The 16,590-nt window shown below is 63.8% G+C and carries 18 protein-coding genes and 1 pseudogene; 8 read left to right on the top strand and 11 right to left on the bottom strand.

Features of this window, described 5'->3' with window-relative positions; genetic code table 11:
* Positions 1–93: 93 nt before the first annotated feature.
* The 8 genes and pseudogenes from C8N34_RS18980 to C8N34_RS18945 all read right to left on the bottom strand — a co-directional run.
* Positions 94–915: pseudogene (locus C8N34_RS18980) on the bottom strand (molybdopterin-dependent oxidoreductase); the annotation flags it as partial.
* A 39-nt stretch (positions 916–954) separates the two neighbouring features.
* Positions 955–2,649 (bottom strand): thiosulfohydrolase SoxB, encoded by a 1,695-nt coding sequence (gene soxB / locus C8N34_RS18975; protein ID WP_108130093.1) that lies wholly within the window; start codon positions 2,647–2,649, stop codon positions 955–957.
* 121 nt (positions 2,650–2,770) lie between these two features.
* Positions 2,771–3,637, bottom strand: coding sequence for a sulfur oxidation c-type cytochrome SoxA (gene soxA / locus C8N34_RS18970; protein WP_108130092.1), 867 nt, complete (start codon positions 3,635–3,637; stop codon positions 2,771–2,773).
* A 35-nt stretch (positions 3,638–3,672) separates the two neighbouring features.
* On the bottom strand, positions 3,673–4,002 hold the full coding sequence (soxZ, locus tag C8N34_RS18965; protein WP_054301258.1) for a thiosulfate oxidation carrier complex protein SoxZ: 330 nt from the start codon (positions 4,000–4,002) through the stop codon (positions 3,673–3,675).
* A 24-nt stretch (positions 4,003–4,026) separates the two neighbouring features.
* Complete coding sequence (gene soxY, locus C8N34_RS18960; RefSeq protein WP_108130104.1) at positions 4,027–4,446, bottom strand: thiosulfate oxidation carrier protein SoxY; 420 nt, start codon at positions 4,444–4,446, stop codon at positions 4,027–4,029.
* 34 nt (positions 4,447–4,480) lie between these two features.
* Positions 4,481–4,954, bottom strand: coding sequence for a sulfur oxidation c-type cytochrome SoxX (gene soxX / locus C8N34_RS18955; RefSeq protein WP_108130091.1), 474 nt, complete (start codon positions 4,952–4,954; stop codon positions 4,481–4,483).
* Positions 4,955–5,081: 127 nt separating this feature from the next.
* A complete protein-coding gene (locus tag C8N34_RS18950; protein ID WP_108130090.1) occupies positions 5,082–5,645 on the bottom strand; it encodes a thioredoxin family protein in 564 nt (187 codons plus the stop codon).
* Positions 5,646–5,656: 11 nt separating this feature from the next.
* Entirely contained in the window at positions 5,657–6,394 is a 738-nt protein-coding gene (locus tag C8N34_RS18945) for a cytochrome c biogenesis CcdA family protein (RefSeq protein WP_108130103.1), read from the bottom strand.
* Positions 6,395–6,477: 83 nt separating this feature from the next.
* Between C8N34_RS18945 and C8N34_RS18940 the strand changes: the two genes are divergently transcribed.
* The 4 genes from C8N34_RS18940 to C8N34_RS18925 all read left to right on the top strand — a co-directional run bounded on the left by C8N34_RS18940 (position 6,478) and on the right by C8N34_RS18925 (position 8,942).
* Positions 6,478–6,843, top strand: a complete 366-nt coding sequence (locus tag C8N34_RS18940) for a thioredoxin domain-containing protein (RefSeq protein ID WP_108130089.1) — start codon at positions 6,478–6,480, stop codon at positions 6,841–6,843.
* Positions 6,844–6,941: 98 nt separating this feature from the next.
* Positions 6,942–7,292: an ArsR/SmtB family transcription factor gene (locus tag C8N34_RS18935; RefSeq protein ID WP_108130088.1), complete on the top strand. Its 351-nt coding sequence runs from the start codon at positions 6,942–6,944 to the stop codon at positions 7,290–7,292.
* Positions 7,293–7,357: 65 nt separating this feature from the next.
* Positions 7,358–8,404, top strand: coding sequence for a YeeE/YedE family protein (locus tag C8N34_RS18930; protein ID WP_108130087.1), 1,047 nt, complete (start codon positions 7,358–7,360; stop codon positions 8,402–8,404).
* Between the two features lie 103 nt (positions 8,405–8,507).
* On the top strand, positions 8,508–8,942 hold the full coding sequence (locus tag C8N34_RS18925) for a c-type cytochrome (protein ID WP_108130086.1): 435 nt from the start codon (positions 8,508–8,510) through the stop codon (positions 8,940–8,942).
* Between the two features lie 48 nt (positions 8,943–8,990).
* On the opposite strand, the gene C8N34_RS18920 is transcribed toward C8N34_RS18925, so the two are convergent.
* The 3 genes from C8N34_RS18920 to C8N34_RS18910 form a co-directional block, all read right to left on the bottom strand.
* A complete protein-coding gene (locus tag C8N34_RS18920) occupies positions 8,991–9,263 on the bottom strand; it encodes an I78 family peptidase inhibitor (RefSeq protein ID WP_158640732.1) in 273 nt (90 codons plus the stop codon).
* An 18-nt stretch (positions 9,264–9,281) separates the two neighbouring features.
* The gene (locus tag C8N34_RS18915) at positions 9,282–9,539 is read right to left on the bottom strand and encodes an I78 family peptidase inhibitor (protein ID WP_054301250.1); all 258 of its coding nucleotides are present in this window, start codon (positions 9,537–9,539) and stop codon (positions 9,282–9,284) included.
* Between the two features lie 79 nt (positions 9,540–9,618).
* The gene (locus C8N34_RS18910) at positions 9,619–9,978 is read right to left on the bottom strand and encodes an I78 family peptidase inhibitor (protein ID WP_108130084.1); all 360 of its coding nucleotides are present in this window, start codon (positions 9,976–9,978) and stop codon (positions 9,619–9,621) included.
* A 73-nt stretch (positions 9,979–10,051) separates the two neighbouring features.
* Between C8N34_RS18910 and C8N34_RS18905 the strand changes: the two genes are divergently transcribed.
* The 4 genes from C8N34_RS18905 to paaK all read left to right on the top strand — a co-directional run bounded on the left by C8N34_RS18905 (position 10,052) and on the right by paaK (position 16,563).
* A complete protein-coding gene (locus C8N34_RS18905; RefSeq protein WP_054301248.1) occupies positions 10,052–11,182 on the top strand; it encodes an S-(hydroxymethyl)glutathione dehydrogenase/class III alcohol dehydrogenase in 1,131 nt (376 codons plus the stop codon).
* A 259-nt stretch (positions 11,183–11,441) separates the two neighbouring features.
* Complete coding sequence (locus C8N34_RS18900; RefSeq protein ID WP_108130083.1) at positions 11,442–12,467, top strand: homocysteine S-methyltransferase family protein; 1,026 nt, start codon at positions 11,442–11,444, stop codon at positions 12,465–12,467.
* Positions 12,464–15,172 carry a methionine synthase gene (gene metH, locus C8N34_RS18895; protein WP_108130082.1) on the top strand — a complete coding sequence of 903 codons (2,709 nt, stop codon included), beginning with the start codon at positions 12,464–12,466 and terminating at the stop codon, positions 15,170–15,172. The genes C8N34_RS18900 and metH overlap by 4 nt, the downstream gene beginning before the upstream one ends.
* An 83-nt stretch (positions 15,173–15,255) precedes the next feature.
* A complete protein-coding gene (gene paaK / locus C8N34_RS18890; protein WP_108130102.1) occupies positions 15,256–16,563 on the top strand; it encodes a phenylacetate--CoA ligase PaaK in 1,308 nt (435 codons plus the stop codon).
* Positions 16,564–16,590: the final 27 nt, after the last annotated feature.

Raw genomic sequence — 16,590 nt, 5'->3', positions numbered from 1 at the left:
TGAAACGCGCCCCTCGCAGCCGTCAACGCCATGATTTATATGCGAAATATCACGATTACGACAGCGAAATCAGCGACTTACTTGGAGAATGTGGGTTTCCACGGCGGCGTCATAGACCCCGATGCGGCGCAGCCACTTTACCCACATGTTGCCTTCCCAGCCCGGCACGACCAGACGCACGGGATAGCCATGTTCCTTGCGCAGCGCCTCGCCATTGGCGAAGAAGGCGACCATGACGTCATCCATCGCCTTTTCCATCGGGATAGAGCGACCGTTGGACGAAGCATCGGCGCCCTCGGCGTAGATCCACTTGCCTTCGGGCTTCACCCCCGCCTCGGCCAACAGCACCTTCAGCGGCACGCCGATATATTCCATGTTGTGAATCATGCCCTGGGTGAACTGGCAGCCCTCAAGCTGCGCGCCGCCCCATTCCATCCCGCCATTCGCCGCGCATTCGAGGAAGGCGGTGGTGGTGGCGCGCGGGAAACGCAGCAGGTCTTCGAAGGTGAAGACGAGCGGCTGATCGACAAGGCCATTGATCATCAGCCGGTAATCGGCTTTCGACAGTTCGATAGCGCCGGAATGGTGGCGTTCAAACGCGCAGCCCTGCGGGGTGATCGTGCCTTCCAGCGCATGAATCGGCGTAAAGTTGATGGAGGAGACCGGGCTTTCGGTCAGCCATTCGACATTGCGCCGCACGACATGGCTTTCGAACCGGATGGGCGTGCCATAGGGCGCGGCATCCACCGGGTCGCCGAAGGCGCTGGCCCAATCCTGCACTTCGGTGATCAGCGGATCGGGCGTGGCGGCGCGGGCGGCGGTGCCACCAGCCACCAGACCGGCGCCAGCCAGCGCGCCATTGCGCAGGAAGGCGCGGCGCGAGGGGCCTTTGGTGGTGGCCGGTTCGTCGGACATCTGTTCGTCAGACATGGTGCGAACTCTCCTTAGGATTCTTCAGATGCCGGTCACGGTGACCGAGGTGTTGGGTTCCAGCCGGACGGTGCCGATCTTGCGGATATGGCTTTCGATCACATCCCAGATCTGCGGGCCTTCGGTGCCCTGATTGACCGAGGCCCAGCCGGCGACGGTGTAGGATTTCGCCGCGTCGATGGCCTCGCCCGTATCGGTCAGCGCGAGGTTGGAAATGCGGCTGCCGATCGGCTTCGACACGTCGATGGAATAGGCCAGCCCGCCGACGCGCACCATGTCGCCGCCCTGCTGATAGTAGGGATCGGTGTTGAACAGGTTGTCGGCCACATCCTCCATCACCGTTTTCAGCGTCTCGCCGGTCATTTCGGTGCGGTAGCACTGGCCGTAGGTCATCGAGGTGACGTTGTGGATATCCTCGCGGGTGATGGCGTCGCCGGGCAGCAGCGTGGTGCCCCAGCGGACGCCGGGGCTGAGCGCGATCTGCGCGTCCCGTTCCGACCGCACGGCGTCGCAGATCAAATCGTCCCACGAGCCGTTGAAATTGCCGCGCCGGTAAAGCAGGCTTTCGGTGGTGCCGATCTTTTCTTCCAGCTGGTCCTTGAAGGGCGCGCGTTCGGCGTCGATCAGCGCGGCCATCTCGGCGTCGGGCGTGATGACATCCGAGAAGATCGGGATCAGCTTGTGGCGGAAGCCCATCATCCGGCCGTCGCGCACATCCAGATCGACGCGGCTGACGAACTTGCCGTTGGAGCCGGAGGCGATGAGGATGGTGTCGCCCACGATCACCGGCTCGGGCACGGCGTCATGGGTGTGGCCGGTCAGGATCACGTCGATGCCCTTGACGCGGGAAATCATCTTGCGATCCACGTCAAAGCCGTTGTGCGACAGGCAGACCACCAGATCCACGCCCTCGGCGCGGACCTCGTCCACCACTTCCTGCATACGCTCCTCGCGGATGCCGAAGCTGTATTCGGGGAACATCCAGCCGGGGTTGGCGATAGGCATGTAGGGGAAGGCCTGCCCGATCACCGCGATGCGCAGGCCGCCCTTTTCAAAGATCTTGTAGGGCTCGAAAGCCGGTTCGTCCCATTCCGCGTCAAAGATATTGGCGCCGAGGAAGGGGAATTTGAGCTGACTTTCCACGATCTCTTTCACGCGGTCGGTGCCATAGGTCCATTCCCAGTGGCTCGTCATCGCATCGACGCCAAGCGCGTTCATCACATTCACCATGTCCTGACCCTTGGTCAGGAACGAGGTCATGGAGCCGTGCCAGGTATCGCCGCCGTCCAGCAGGATCGAATCCGGCCGTGCGGCGCGGATCGCCTTCACCACAGTCGCTACGCGATCCATGCCGCCCATGCGGCCATAGCCCTTGGCCAGCGCGGTGAAATCCTCGCAGGTCAGGGCATAGGCCTCGGGCGAACCGGGCTGAATATTGAACATCTTCAGGAAATCGGCGCCGGTGACATGCGGCACCTTCCCGCGCGCGTCGCCGACGCCCAGATTGATCTCGGGCTCGCGGAAGAAGATCGGCTTCAGCTGCGCGTGGATGTCGGTCACATGGATCAGCGTCACATTGCCGAAATCGTCGAACTGCAAAAGCTGATCCTGGGTCAGCGCCTGTTGGGCCGCCAGTTTCGACCAGTTGCCGAAGCCCGACAGACCATAGATCGCCGAGGCCGCCACTGACGCCTGAAGGAATTCCCTGCGGGTGATCATCCGCCACTCTCCTGCTTTCGGACAAAACGAAACCGCCGCGCGGAAGGCGCGTCAGGCCGGTTGCCCTGTCGGTAAATTGCCAAACGAATGCCCGCGCCCGGCAAGGGGCGCGGGAAAGCGGTCAGTGACGGACGGAAACGCCCTCGACTGAAAGCCCGTTGCCGCGCGAGGCGACGTAAAGCTCCAGCGCCTTGAACTCGTCCGAACCGGCCTTGAAGGTTTCGGCGCGGGTGTCGCGGACGCAGCCGACGAAACGCTGCTGGGCGGAGACCATACCCGCATCCTTCAGGCGATAGGTCGGGAAGCCGTTGATCTGCCCCTGGCTCAGGTGGTCGGCGCGGATCATCTGGCCGTAGTGGTCTTCGTGGCAATTGGCGCAGGACATCTCAAGCTGCCCGTAACGGGTGTAGTAGATTTCCTTGCCCTTTTCCCAGAAGGGAGCGGCGGCGCCGTCGATCTTGACGTTGACGATCTCGCCGCGCGACTGCATCGAGATGACCGACAGCATGTCCTTCATCTCGTTCGAGGTGGTGCCCCATTTCTCAAGGCCCATACGCTCGGTCACGCAGTTGTTGATGTAGTCTTCCATGATCATCAACTTGCCCGACTTTTCGTCGACGCGCGGCATCACGGCGCGCAGGCCGGCCATGCTTTCCGGCCCCTGATGGCAACCGGCGCAGGACTCACCGTTCTTGCCGATGGTGGCATTCCAGCGGTCCACGCCGCGGTCATAGAAGACCATTGCGGGGTTGTCGAAGTCGTCTTTCTGAAGCGCCCGCGTCTCGTCCTCGCGGAACAGCCAGCCGGAATAGATCGTGTCCAGATGGCCCTTCAGGAATTCCGGTGCCGCGGTCTGGGTCACGAAGTCGATGGTGCCGTCATCGGTTTCCACCGACAGCGTGTCTTCCGCCGGATCGGCCATCGCCATGCCCGTGAGGGCAAGGCCGAGGGCCGTGGCGGCCAGCCATGTCACTTTGCGCTGCTGCATGATCTCTCCTCCCCGAAATCTCTGTGGCTGCGCGATCAGGCGACTTCGATGGGCTTCGCGTCCTCGTAGACGGAGCCATCGTCGTCATACCAGGTGAACTTGAACTCGCCTGCCGCATCGACCTTCGCGTCGAATTCGAAATAGGGGTTCGTCGAAACGGCCGGGTCGATGGCCACGTCGATCACGTTCACGCCGTTCAGATCGCAGGTGAAGCGATTGATGATCGAGCGCGGAATGACCTTGCCGTCGGCATCCTTGCGCTGCCCCGATTCCATCTTGTGCGAGATGAGCGCCTTGATGGTGACCACCTCGCCCGCCTTGGCCGATTTGGGAACCTTCACGCGCGGTTTTGCATCATTTGCCATTGTCGTGTTCCTCCTGTTCCCGCCTCAGCCGCCGCAGCCGCCGATGGTGACTTTCACGGTGGCCTGCGCCTGTTTGACCGAGCCGTCGGCCATTTTTGCCAGCGCCACAACATCCTGCGTCTTGGCAAGGCGGATACGGGTCGCCGCCATCTGGCTGCCCGCCGCCGGGCCGAAGGTGAAGGTGGCGACGGCCGGTTCCGGGTTGCCGGTGGCCAGCAGCATGATCGCCACCGCGCCGGGGGCGCTGACGGAAACCGGAACGGTATTGCCGTTCTCGGCGATTTCCGGGGCGGTCAGGGTAATGCCGTCAGTACCGGGGGCCGCGCCGCCGGTGAAGGCACTGGTCAGCTCTTCCGTGGTGGCCGCAAGCACCGCGCCGGGCGTCGCCACGGCCGCAAGCCCGCCGAGACCGACCCACAGGGCTTCGCGTCTGGAAAGGTTCATCATGATCTCCTCAAACTTCTCGGGGCCGGTCCGGTCACTCTTTCAGAGTGACGAGATAGGCCACCACATCCTCGATCTGTGTGGCGTTCAGGATCGGCGGCAACTCACCCCCGGCGGCCTTGCCGGTGTAGCCGTCACCGGGCCGGATGAAGCCATCTGTCTTGTAGAAGGCGGGCATGAACGAGCCGTCGAAGGTCATCTTCGCATTGGCGACGATGCCACGGAGCTGTGCCTCGCTGTAGCGGTCGGCGACGCCATCCAGCGGCGGCGCGATATTTCCGGGGAACTGCACATCCGGCAGGGCGCCGACGACGTGGCAGGCCACGCAATTGCCCAGTGCGTTGGTCGTCATCACCTTCACCCCCTCTTCGGGGTTGCCCGGTTTGCCGGTCAGCGACTGCGCGACGGCTCCCTCTTCAAAAACCACGTCCTTCGGCGCGGTATCGCTGAAGGCGGGCGTCGCGGCGGCCAGTGCCAGCAGCGTCGCCTGCACGAGGTGGCGTGTCATTGCGATCCTCCCTGATCTCTCCCTGACTCGGACGATAGCGCCGGTATGCGCGGGGATGCAATAGATTTATATGTATTCTTGAATATTCATATCTTTCTGCATTGCAGAAGCCGCGCCGCAGCGGAGGTCAGTTGGCCGGAACCATGCGACTGGCCAGATATTTCTGGAAATGTTCGCCATTTTCATAGCCATGGTCCCGCACCCAGGTCAGCAGCGCCTCTGTGGTGCCCTTGCCGAAGGCGCCGGGCATCAGCGCGACAGAGGCTTCAGCCGCCGTTTGGCCCTCGGGCACCTGTTCGGGAAGGAAGATCATCGTGGGCGTGAACATCACCCCCCAGCGCACCGCCATGTCCTTTTCCGGCAGCACGGTGCCATCGAAATCCGTCACCTCGACATCGCCGAACAGGTTCATCTGCACGACGAAGTAGGAATCGCGGATCAGCGCGTCTATGGCGGGATCGGGGAAGACTTCTTCGTGCATCTTGGTGCAATAGATGCAGCCGCGCTGTTCCACGATGACCAGCAGGCGCTTGCCTTCGGCATTGGCCTCCGCCAGATCCTCGCGCAGATCCTTGAAGGTCTCGCGCAGCCATGTGGGCTTGTGCAGCCCGTCATCACCAAGCTCCACCGCAAGGGCAGGGCTGGCCAGCGGCAGCAGCGCAAGTGCGACAGTGGCAAGCATACGGCGCATGGGAGGCTCCTTTACTTCAGGGTCGCGGACCAGTCGAAATTGCGGATCAGCCAGTCCGACAAGAGGGTCACGGAATTGGTGGCGATCAGGATGGCAAAGACCAGCAGCATCACCCCCATCACCTTTTCGACATAGCCCATCAGGTTGCGGTGCCGTGCCACCCAGCGGAGGAAGGGCTGCGCGAAGGCGGCGGCGATGACAAAGGGTGAGGTCATGGCAAGGCCGAAGGTCAGCACGAGCGCGGTGCCCTGCCACAGCGTATCCTTGGTCGAGGCGATCAGCAGGATCGAGGCGAGAACCGGCCCGACGCAGGCGGTCCAGCCAAAGCCGAAGGCAAGACCCATCACATAGGCACCGACCACGGTTTTCGGGTCGCCCTTGCTTTCCATTCGCGCTTCGCGCAGCAGGAAGGGGATGCGCAGCACGCCCAGAAAATGCAGGCCGAAGACAAAGATCACCGCCGCCGCCGCATAGGTCAGCCATTCCTTCCACATGCGGAACGCCTGTCCCGCCGCTGTAGCGCCGAGTCCCATCAGCCCGAAAATGGTGGTGACCCCCAGCGCGAAGAACAGCGCCGAGATGAACAGCCGCCGTTGCGCGCCAGGTGCGATCTGGCCCTGTCCGCGCAGTTCAGCCACCGACATGCCGCCCATGTAGCTGAAGTAAAAAGGCACCATGGGCAGGATGCAGGGCGAAAAGAACGCCAGCAACCCGGCCAGTGCGGCCCCGCCGAAACTCACATCCATCAGCATCGCCTCCTCCCCGAAGCGTCGCTTGCCCGGAAGGGCATTTTCAGATTAGGATATTTCTATGCAACTATAGGGTTGTCAACATGACTCGTTTCGGCCTCGTTGCCGCCGTTCTGCTGCTCTGCGGCTGGGCCGTCCCTGCCGTGGCGGGGCTGCGCCTTCTGATGTTTGAACAGCCGGGCTGCATCTATTGCGCCCGCTGGACCGAGGAGGTGGGCCCCGAATATCCGCTGACCGATGAAGGCCGGGCCGCGCCGCTGACCCGGATTGATCTGCACGCCGATCTGCCCGAGGGCGTGCGGATCACGACCGCGCCGCTGTTTACCCCGACCTTCGTCCTCCTGTCCGATGGCGTCGAGGTCGGGCGGATTGAGGGCTATCCGGGCGAGGATTTCTTCTGGCCGCTTCTGGGCGGGCTGATCCGGCAGGCAGAGCCTCCCGGCGGCTGAGGCCGAAAGCCCGGTTCCTGCGGCTAAAGTGCCTGTTCCTGCGGGATTCTGTTGCGATAGCGCCCCGCTGGCGGCATTAAGGGCGCAGGCGGATCGGGATGTCGAAGTTGCGCGATGGCGAACAACAGGAGCACGGCGTATCCCCCCTCCCGTCACTGGAGGGGCTGGTTTCGCAGGCCGGGGATGCCGCCAATTTCCTCAAGGCGCTGGGGCATGACGGGCGGCTGACCATCCTGTGCCACCTCGCCTCCGGGGCGAAAAGCGTGACCGAACTTGAAAACCTGCTGTCCTCGCGGCAGGCTGTCGTCAGTCAGCAACTGGCGCGGCTGCGACTGGAGGGGCTGGTCAGCGCGCGGCGGGAAGGGCAGGCGATCTTCTATTCGATCCTCGATCCGCGGGTCGAGCGCATGCTGGGCGTTCTGGGCCATCTTTTCTGCAAGCCGGAGTGACGCGGCAAAACCAAGTCGACAGGTGATGGGCATGACCCGCGCCACCACCACGGGAGGAACCGAGGATGGATGAACTGCCCTATGGGGTTCTGGCCGCGCTGGTGGGTCTGGCGGGTGGTGCCGTGCTGGGTCTGGCGGCCCGGCTGGGGGACTTCTGCACGCTGGGTGCCCTCGAAAGTGCGGCCTATGGCAAGGACCAGCGCCGTCTGCGGCTGTGGGGCATCGTGCTGGGCGTCGCGATTCTTGGCACACAGTTTGGTGCGCTGGCCGGTCTGATTGACCTTTCCGCCACCTATTACCACAGCATCGCCTGGAATCCGCTCGCCTCGGTCATCGGCGGGCTGGTGTTCGGCTATGGCATGGCCATGGCCGGGAACTGCGGCTTTGGGGCTCTGGTGCGGTTCGGCGGTGGCGACCTGCGGTCGCTGGTCGTCGTGGTCGTCATGGGCATCTTCGGCTTCGTTGCCCTGTCGGGGCCGCTGGCCCCCTTGCGCGTCGCCCTGTTCCCGCAACCCGAGGCGGCCGGGCCGCAGGGTATTGGCGTCGCCTTGCAGGGCTGGGTCGGGCTGCCCGTCGCGGTGACGGCGGCGGTTCTGGGGCTGGCCTGCATCGGCTGGGCGCTGGCCCATCGCCCGCTGCGCGAACGCCCCGGCATGATCGCCTGGGGCGTGGCTGCGGGACTGGCCGTCGTCTGGTGCTTTGTCGGCACAAGCTGGCTGCATGATGCGAGCCTTGGCGCCGTGCAGGTCGAAAGCGCCTCTTTCACCGCGCCGGTGGGGCGGACGCTGATTTTCCTGATGACCTCGACCGCCGGGGGGATCACCTTCTCGGTCGGCTCGGTTCTGGGGGTCATGGTCGGGGCGCTTGCCGGATCGACGCTGCGGGGCCTCTTCAAATGGGAGGCCTGTGAAGACCCGCGAGAGCTGGGCCGTCAGGTCGGTGGTGCTGTGCTCATGGGGATCGGCGGTGTCGTGGCGCTGGGCTGTTCGGTGGGGCAGGGCGTCAGCGCCTTTGCCACGCTGGCCTGGTCCGGCCCCGTGACGCTGGCCGCGATTGCGCTGGGTGCGCTGATCGGCCTGCGGCATCTGATCGCGGGATACGAGCCGGAATGACACGTTGACAATCGCGTGACCGGCCCGTCCGATCACCGCAAGGTTATCGCGTCGTTGAAAGTCGTGTTTATAGTGGGGGCATTCCAGCTAGGAGAGCCAGACCATGAAATTGACCACGCGCATTCTGACCCTTGGCCTGATCGTTGCCGGCGGCATGGCCTTCGCCGAGGGCGAGGCCACCGATCCCACGGTGAAAGCCCGTCAGGAACTGATGAAGACCATCGGCGGCAACACGAAGGCGCTGGGCGATATGGCCGGTGGCAAGGCCGACTTTGACGCCGCCAAGGCCGAGGCCGCCAAGGCGGCGATTCTGGCCGCATCGGCCGAGATCGCAGCGAAGTTTGAAACCAATGCGACCGACCCGGAAACCGAGGCCAAGCCGGAGATCTGGTCGAACTGGGATGATTTCGTCACCAAGGCCGACGCGCTGAAAACCGCAGCCGGGGCGCTGGATGCAACCTCGCTCGACGGGGTGAAGGCCGGAATGGCCGGGGTCGGCGGCGCGTGCAAGGCCTGCCATACCGCCTATCGGATGTGATCAAGGCGCCGCCCGGCCCGTCATGGGCCGGGCGTTCATGCAGGCGTGTCAGCCGCAGGTGATGGCCTCGATACGTCCATTTTCGGTCAGCAGAACATTCATCCGGCCCGAGGCGTAATCCATCGTCACCGCCATGCCGGGTTCGATGACCCGCATCGGGCCTTCATGCGTGATCTGCCCGATGGCTGTGCGCGGCTGGCCTACAAGATGTTGCCAGTTCACCGCGCCGCAGGTGCCGCCAATGGCCGCAGGGGGCGTTTCCGCCGGAACACACCCCGCCAGCGCCCCTGCCAGCACCACAAATCCAAAGCTCTTGCGCATCATCGCTCTCCTTCCGGTTCAGCCGCAGCGGAAGCCCGTGATGCGGCCCTGCCGATCCAGCAAGACATTCAGCCGGTTCGGGCGATAGTCCTGTGTCACCGCCATGCCCGGCGCGACCAGACGATGCTCCTCCGGCAGATACTGTTCGTCAAGCGCGGTTGCGGGCTGCCCGATCCATCCGCCAAGCCGCCCGGCGCCGCAGGTGCCCGCCCCCGCTTCGGGGGGCTGGCCGCATCCGGCCAGCACAAGCAGACAGGCCACCAGGCAAATCCTCATCTGTCGCTCCAGTCTGGCGAAAGAGCCCCACCGCCGCTACCGGCCGCAGGGCCTGGGGGCGTAAACCGCGGGCAGAAGATCAGCCGCAGGTGATGCGGACCACCGTTCCCATCGGGTCGAGGTGGAAGTTGATGCGGAAGGAATCATATTCTTCCTGGCTCACGATCCCGCCGGGTGTCACGAACCGGGTGGGCCGGGTGATGCCCGCCGCCGTCACCGAAGACTGGTTCTGCCCCTTCAGATACTGATAATCCGCCGCGTGGCAGGTATCGGGCTCGCGGTCATTCAGGCCGGGCGTCACGTCGATCGGTTGCCCGGTCACCGGGTCGATCCCCGGCGTCACCACCGGAGCCGGAGGCTGATAGGGCTCGGGCGCGGGGGCGCAAGCCGCAGTCGCAAGGGCCAGAAGCAGGGCGGTGGTGGTCGTAACTCGTTTCATCAGTGCCGTTTCCCGCGTTGCAATTCCCCCGTGTTTCGCACAGCTTGTGCCAAATTGACAGAGGGAGGAGCCTATGCGCACCCGTGCCGCGGTGGCCGTTGCCGCCGGAAAACCGCTTGAGATCATGGAAGTGAACCTTGAAGGGCCGAAATTCGGCGAGGTTCTGGTGGAAATCAAGGCCACCGGCATTTGCCACACTGACGAATTCACCCTGTCCGGCGCCGACCCGGAAGGGTTGTTCCCGGCGATTCTCGGCCATGAGGGCGCGGGCGTCGTGGTCGAATGCGGCCCCGGTGTAACCACGCTGAAACCCGGCGATCACGTCATCCCGCTGTATACCCCGGAATGCCGGGAATGCCCGAGCTGCCTTAGCCAGAAAACCAACCTCTGCACCTCGATCCGCGCAACGCAGGGCCAGGGCATGATGCCCGACGGCACCTCGCGCTTCTCGATGCTGGATGGCACACCGATCCATCACTACATGGGCTGCTCGACTTTCGCGCAGCATACCGTGGTGCCGGAAATCGCGCTGGCCAAGATCCGCCCCGACGCGCCCTTTGACAAGGTCTGCTACATCGGCTGCGGCGTCACCACCGGCATCGGCGCGGTGATCAACACCGCCAAAGTGGAAATCGGCGCCAAGGCGGTGGTCTTCGGCCTGGGCGGCATCGGCCTGAATGTGATTCAGGGCCTGAAGATCGCCGGTGCCGACATGATCATCGGGGTCGATCTGAACAACGACAAGAAGGAATGGGGCGAACGCTTCGGTATGACCCATTTCGTCAACCCGAAAGAGATCGAGGGTTCGGTTGTCCAGCATATCGTCAACATGACGAAAACCCCGGCCGATCAGATCGGCGGCGCGGATTACAGCTTCGATTGCACCGGCAACGTCAAGGTGATGCGTGACGCGCTGGAATGCACCCATCGCGGCTGGGGCGTCTCGGTGGTGATCGGCGTGGCACCTGCGGGGGCCGAAATCAGCACGCGGCCCTTCCAGCTGGTCACCGGGCGGCAGTGGAAAGGCACCGCCTTCGGCGGCGCGCGCGGCCGCACCGATGTGCCGAAAATCGTTGACTGGTATATGGACGGCAAGATCCAGATCGACCCGATGATCACCCACACGCTGAGCCTTGAGGACATCAACAAGGGCTTCGATCTGATGCACGAAGGCAAGTCGATCCGCGCTGTGGTCGTCTACTGATCTGTCGGACCGGGGGCGCTTCGCCCCCCGGACCCCCCGAGGATATTTTCAGACAGAAAATGAGGGCGCCGCATATAGTGGATTTTCTGTCCACAAATATCCCACGGGGGTCCGGGGGTGTGAAACCCCCGGTCCGCAACCAGCCAGAGGCGCCTGGCCGGATTATCGAAATTCCTCATAACCTTTTCCAGAAATGTGAATTTGAATCCTGCGGGCAATCTGCCTAGGGTCCGGGCTTCCTGAAGAAGCCCATGATCCGATGCAGATTTTCCAGATTCCAGACAGCCCGAACACCGACCTTCTGAACCATCTTGTGCGTAAGCGTATCCTGATCCTCGACGGGGCCATGGGCACGCAGATCCAGGCGCTGGGTCTGGCTGAGGAGGATTTTCACGGATGTGCCTGCCACCATCACTCGGACCATCCGCAGAAGGGCAACAACGATCTTTTGAGCCTGACCCAGCCCGCAGCAGTGGAGGAGATCCATTTCCGCTATGCCATGGCGGGGGCTGATATTGTCGAGACCAATACCTTTTCCGCCACCACCATCGCGCAGGCGGATTACGGCATGGAAGCGGCGGTGCATGACCTGAATGTTGCAGGCGCGCGGCTGGCGCGGGCGGCGCTGGACCGGGCGACGGCTATCGACGGCAGGCCGCGCTTCGTGGCCGGGGCGGTGGGGCCGACCAACCGCACGGCGAGCCTCAGCCCGGATGTCAACGACCCCGGTTATCGCGCCGTCACCTTCGACGATCTGCGCCGCGCCTACGGCGCGCAGGTGCGGGGCCTGATTGAGGGCGGCGCCGATCTGATCCTGATCGAAACCATCTTCGACACGCTGAACGCCAAGGCGGCGATCTTTGCATGTACGGAGGTTTTTGCCGAAGCAGGGCAGCGCCTCCCGCTGATGATTTCCGGCACGATCACCGATGCTTCGGGGCGTACGTTGTCGGGGCAGACGCCGACCGCTTTCTGGCATTCGGTGGCTCATGCCCGGCCTTTCACCGTGGGGCTGAACTGTGCGCTGGGGGCCAGCGCCATGCGGCCGCATCTGACCGAACTCGCGCAGGCGGCGGATGTGGCTATCTGTGCCTATCCGAATGCCGGGCTGCCCAATGCCTTTGGCCAATATGACGAAGGCCCCGAGGAAACTGCCCGCCAAGTGGCTGATTTCGCGCGCGAAGGGCTGGTGAATGTGGTCGGCGGCTGCTGCGGCACCACGCCGGATCATATTCGCGCCATTGCGGAAGCCGTGACGGGCCTGCGCCCGAGGAGTGTGAAATGACCCGGCTTCTGCGCCTCTCTGGCCTCGAACCCTTCACCCTGACGTCCGACATTCCTTTCGTGAACGTGGGGGAGCGCACGAATGTCACCGGCTCGGCCCGGTTCCGCAAGCTGATCGTCAACCGCGACTATTCCGCTGCGCTGGAAGTGGCGCGCGATCAGGTGGAAAACGGCGCACAGATCATCGACATCAACATGGATGAGGGGCTGATCGATTCAAAGGCCGCCATGGTCGAGTTCCTGAACCTGCTGGCCGCCGAGCCGGACATCGCCCGTGTGCCGGTGATGATCGACAGCTCTAAATGGGAAGTGATCGAGGCGGGCCTGCGCTGCGTGCAGGGAAAGCCCGTCGTCAATTCCATCAGCATGAAGGAAGGGGAGGCGGCGTTCCGGCATCAGGCGGGCCTGTGTCTGGCCTATGGCACGGCCGTGGTCGTCATGGCCTTTGATGAAACGGGGCAGGCCGATACCTTCGCGCGCAAGACCGAGATCTGTGCCCGCGCCTATCGCATTCTGGTGGATGAAGTCGGCTTCCCGCCCGAGGACATCATCTTTGATCCCAATATCTTCGCCGTGGCGACCGGGATCGAGGAACACAACAATTACGGTGTCGATTTCATCGAGGCGACGCGGTGGATTCGCGCGAACCTGCCGTATGCACATGTATCGGGCGGCGTCTCTAACCTTTCGTTCAGCTTTCGCGGCAATGAGGCGGTGCGCGAGGCGATGCATGCCGTCTTCCTGTATCATGCCATCGCGGCGGGGATGGACATGGGTATCGTCAATGCCGGGCAGCTTGTGGTCTATGACCAGATCGACCCCGATCTGCGCGCGCGTTGCGAGGATGTCGTGCTCAACCGCCGTCCGGATGCGACCGACCGGCTGCTGGAGATCGCGGATCGCTTCCGGGTAGGCGCAAAGGAAGAAAAGGTCCGCGATCTGGCCTGGCGTGACTGGCCGGTGGAGAAACGGCTGGAACATGCGCTGGTGAACGGCATCACCGAATTCATAGAGGCCGATACCGAGGCTGCGCGCCTTACCGCCGCGCGCCCGCTGGATGTGATCGAAGGCCCGCTGATGGCGGGGATGAATGTGGTGGGTGACCTGTTCGGCGCGGGCAAGATGTTCCTGCCGCAGGTCGTGAAATCGGCCCGTGTGATGAAACAGGCCGTGGCGGTTCTGCTGCCGTTCATGGAAGAGGAAAAGCGGCTGAACGGCGGATCGGGGCGTGAAAGCGCGGGCAAGATCCTGATGGCCACGGTCAAGGGCGATGTGCATGACATCGGCAAGAACATCGTCGGCGTGGTTCTGGCCTGCAACAATTACGACATCATAGACCTTGGTGTAATGGTGCCGCCGCAGAAGATCCTTGAGGTCGCGAAGGCCGAGAAGGTCGATGCCATCGGTCTTTCCGGCCTGATCACCCCCTCGCTGGACGAGATGATCCATATGGCCTCGGAAATGGAGCGGGCAGGGCTGGCGATTCCCTTGCTGATCGGTGGGGCCACGACCTCGAAGGTCCATACGGCGGTGAAGATTGTGCCGCGCTATTCCGGCCCGGCGGTTTATGTGCTGGACGCCAGCCGTGCGGTGGGGGTGGTGGGAAGCCTGCTCAGCCCGACACAGAAGGCGCCCTATGTCGCCCGGATCCGGGCGGAATATGCCGAAGTGACCGAACGCCACGAACGGGCCGAGCGGGCCAAGCTGCGGCTGCCGCTGGCGCAGGCGCGCGCGAATGCGCTGAAACTCGATTGGGCAGGCTATCAGGTGCCCGCGCCGCAATTACTTGGTGTGCGGCCGGTCAATGACTGGGATCTGGCCGGGATTGCCCGCTATATCGACTGGACACCATTCTTCCAGACATGGGAGATGAAGGGCGTCTATCCGAAGATTCTGGAGGATGAAAAGCAGGGCGAGGCCGCCCGCGCGCTGTTTGCCGATGCGCAGGCCATGCTGGCGCGGATCATCGCGGAACGTTGGTTCAGCCCGCGCGCGGTCGTCGGTTTCTGGCCTGCACAGGGGGTGGGCGATGACATCAGGCTGTATCAGAGCGAGGACCGCCAACTGCCGCTGGCCACCCTGCACAGCCTGCGCCAGCAACATGCCAAGCGGGCGGGGCGCCCCAATGTGGCGCTCGCCGATTTCGTGGCGCCTGAAGGTGGGCCGCGCGATTATGTCGGGGGGTTCGTTGTGACGGCCGGTCCGGAGGAAGCGGCGATTGCCGACCGTTTTGACCGCGCGAATGACAATTATTCGGCGATCATGGTCAAGGCGCTGGCCGACCGCTATGCGGAGGCAATGGCCGAGATGCTGCATCAGCGCGTGCGGCGCGAGCTTTGGGGCTATGCGCGGGACGAGGCCTTCGATCCGCAGGAGCTGATCGGTGAACCCTATCGCGGCATCCGTCCGGCCCCCGGCTATCCGGCCCAGCCCGATCACACCGAAAAGCTTATGCTGTTCCGCCTGCTGGAGGCCGAAACGCATACCGGCGTGCAGCTGACGGAAAGCATGGCAATGTGGCCGGGTTCTTCGGTGTCGGGGCTCTATCTTGCGCATCCCGAAAGCTATTACTTCGGCGTGGCGAAGGTGGAACGCGATCAGGTGCAGGATTATGCCGCCCGCAAGGGCATGTCGCTGGACGAGGCGGAACGGTGGCTGGCGCCGGTGCTGAATTATATTCCCGCCGCCGAAAAAGCGGTAGCCTGAACCGGAGCAGGCCGCGCCCGAGCCATAACCGCGCCTGATTCCGGCGCCAGTCTCGGGCCGGAAAGCTGCCCGGATGGCCGATGATGCGTGACCAGATGAACGATCCTGCCTGTCTTGACCCGATCGAGACTGCCTCGCGCGATGAAATCGCGGCCCTGCAACTGGAGCGACTGAAATGGTCGCTGTCCCATGCCTGGGAGAATATCCCGGCGATGCGTGCGAAGTTCGGGGCGCATGGGGTGCATCCGTCTGACCTGAAGCGGCTGGAAGATATCCGGCTGTTTCCCTTCACGGTGAAGGATGACCTGCGCGCGACCTATCCGTTCGGCATGTTCGCCGTGCCGCGCGAACAGGTGATCCGGCTGCATGCCTCGTCCGGGACCACCGGCAAGCCCACGGTGGTGGGCTATACCCGCAACGATCTGGATACATGGTCGGGGCTGATGGCGCGCTCGCTTCGCGCGGCGGGGGCGCGACCCGGGGATGTGGTGCATGTGGCCTATGGCTATGGCCTGTTCACCGGCGGTTTCGGCGCGCATTACGGCGCCGAGCGGCTGGGCTGCACGGTGGTGCCGGTCTCGGGCGGGATGACGCCCCGGCAGGTGACCCTGATCGAGGATTTCGGCGCAACGGTGATCTGTGCGACCCCCTCCTACATGCTGTCGATCCTCGATGAATACCGGGCGCGCGGCCTTGATCCGACGCGCAGCCCGCTCCGCACCTCGATGTTCGGCGGTGAGCCGTGGAGCAACGCCATGCGCGCCGAGATCGAAACCGCATTCGACATGCATGCCATTGATTGCTATGGCCTGTCCGAAGTGATGGGGCCGGGCGTCGCCATGGAATGCGTGGAAACCAAGGATGGCCCGCATCTGTGGGAGGATCACTTCTACCCCGAGATCATCAACCCCGACACGGGCGAAGTGCTGCCTGACGGCGCGGTGGGCGAGCTGGTGCTGACCTCGCTGACGAAAGAGGCGCTGCCGATCATCCGCTACCGCACCCGCGATCTGACGCGGCTGCTGCCCGGCACCGCGCGTTCGATGCGGCGGATCGAGAAGATCGCCGCGCGCAGTGACGACATGATCATCCTGCGCGGGGTGAACCTGTTCCCCTCGCAGATCGAGGAGCAGATCCTCGCATTGCCGGGCCTCGCGCCGCACTGGCAGATCGAACTGGCGCGCAAGGGGCGGATGGACACGCTGACCGTGGTCGCCGAAACCGTGGCGGGCCTGGATGAAACCGCCCGCGTGGAACTGGCGTCCCGGCTGCAAAAGCGGGTCAAACAGGGGATGGGCATCAGCATCACGGCGCGTCTCGGCCCGCCCGGCACCGCGCCACGCAGCGAGGGCAAGGCGAAACGCGTGCTGGACCTGCGTCCGCGCGGCTAAGCCGCCTGTCTTGTCACGCAATCTTTA

Source organism: Gemmobacter caeni (assembly GCF_003054195.1).
Classification (GTDB): domain Bacteria; phylum Pseudomonadota; class Alphaproteobacteria; order Rhodobacterales; family Rhodobacteraceae; genus Gemmobacter; species Gemmobacter caeni.
Note: the sequence above shows the minus strand (reverse complement) of the source record. Positions and strands in the feature narration are given on the sequence as shown.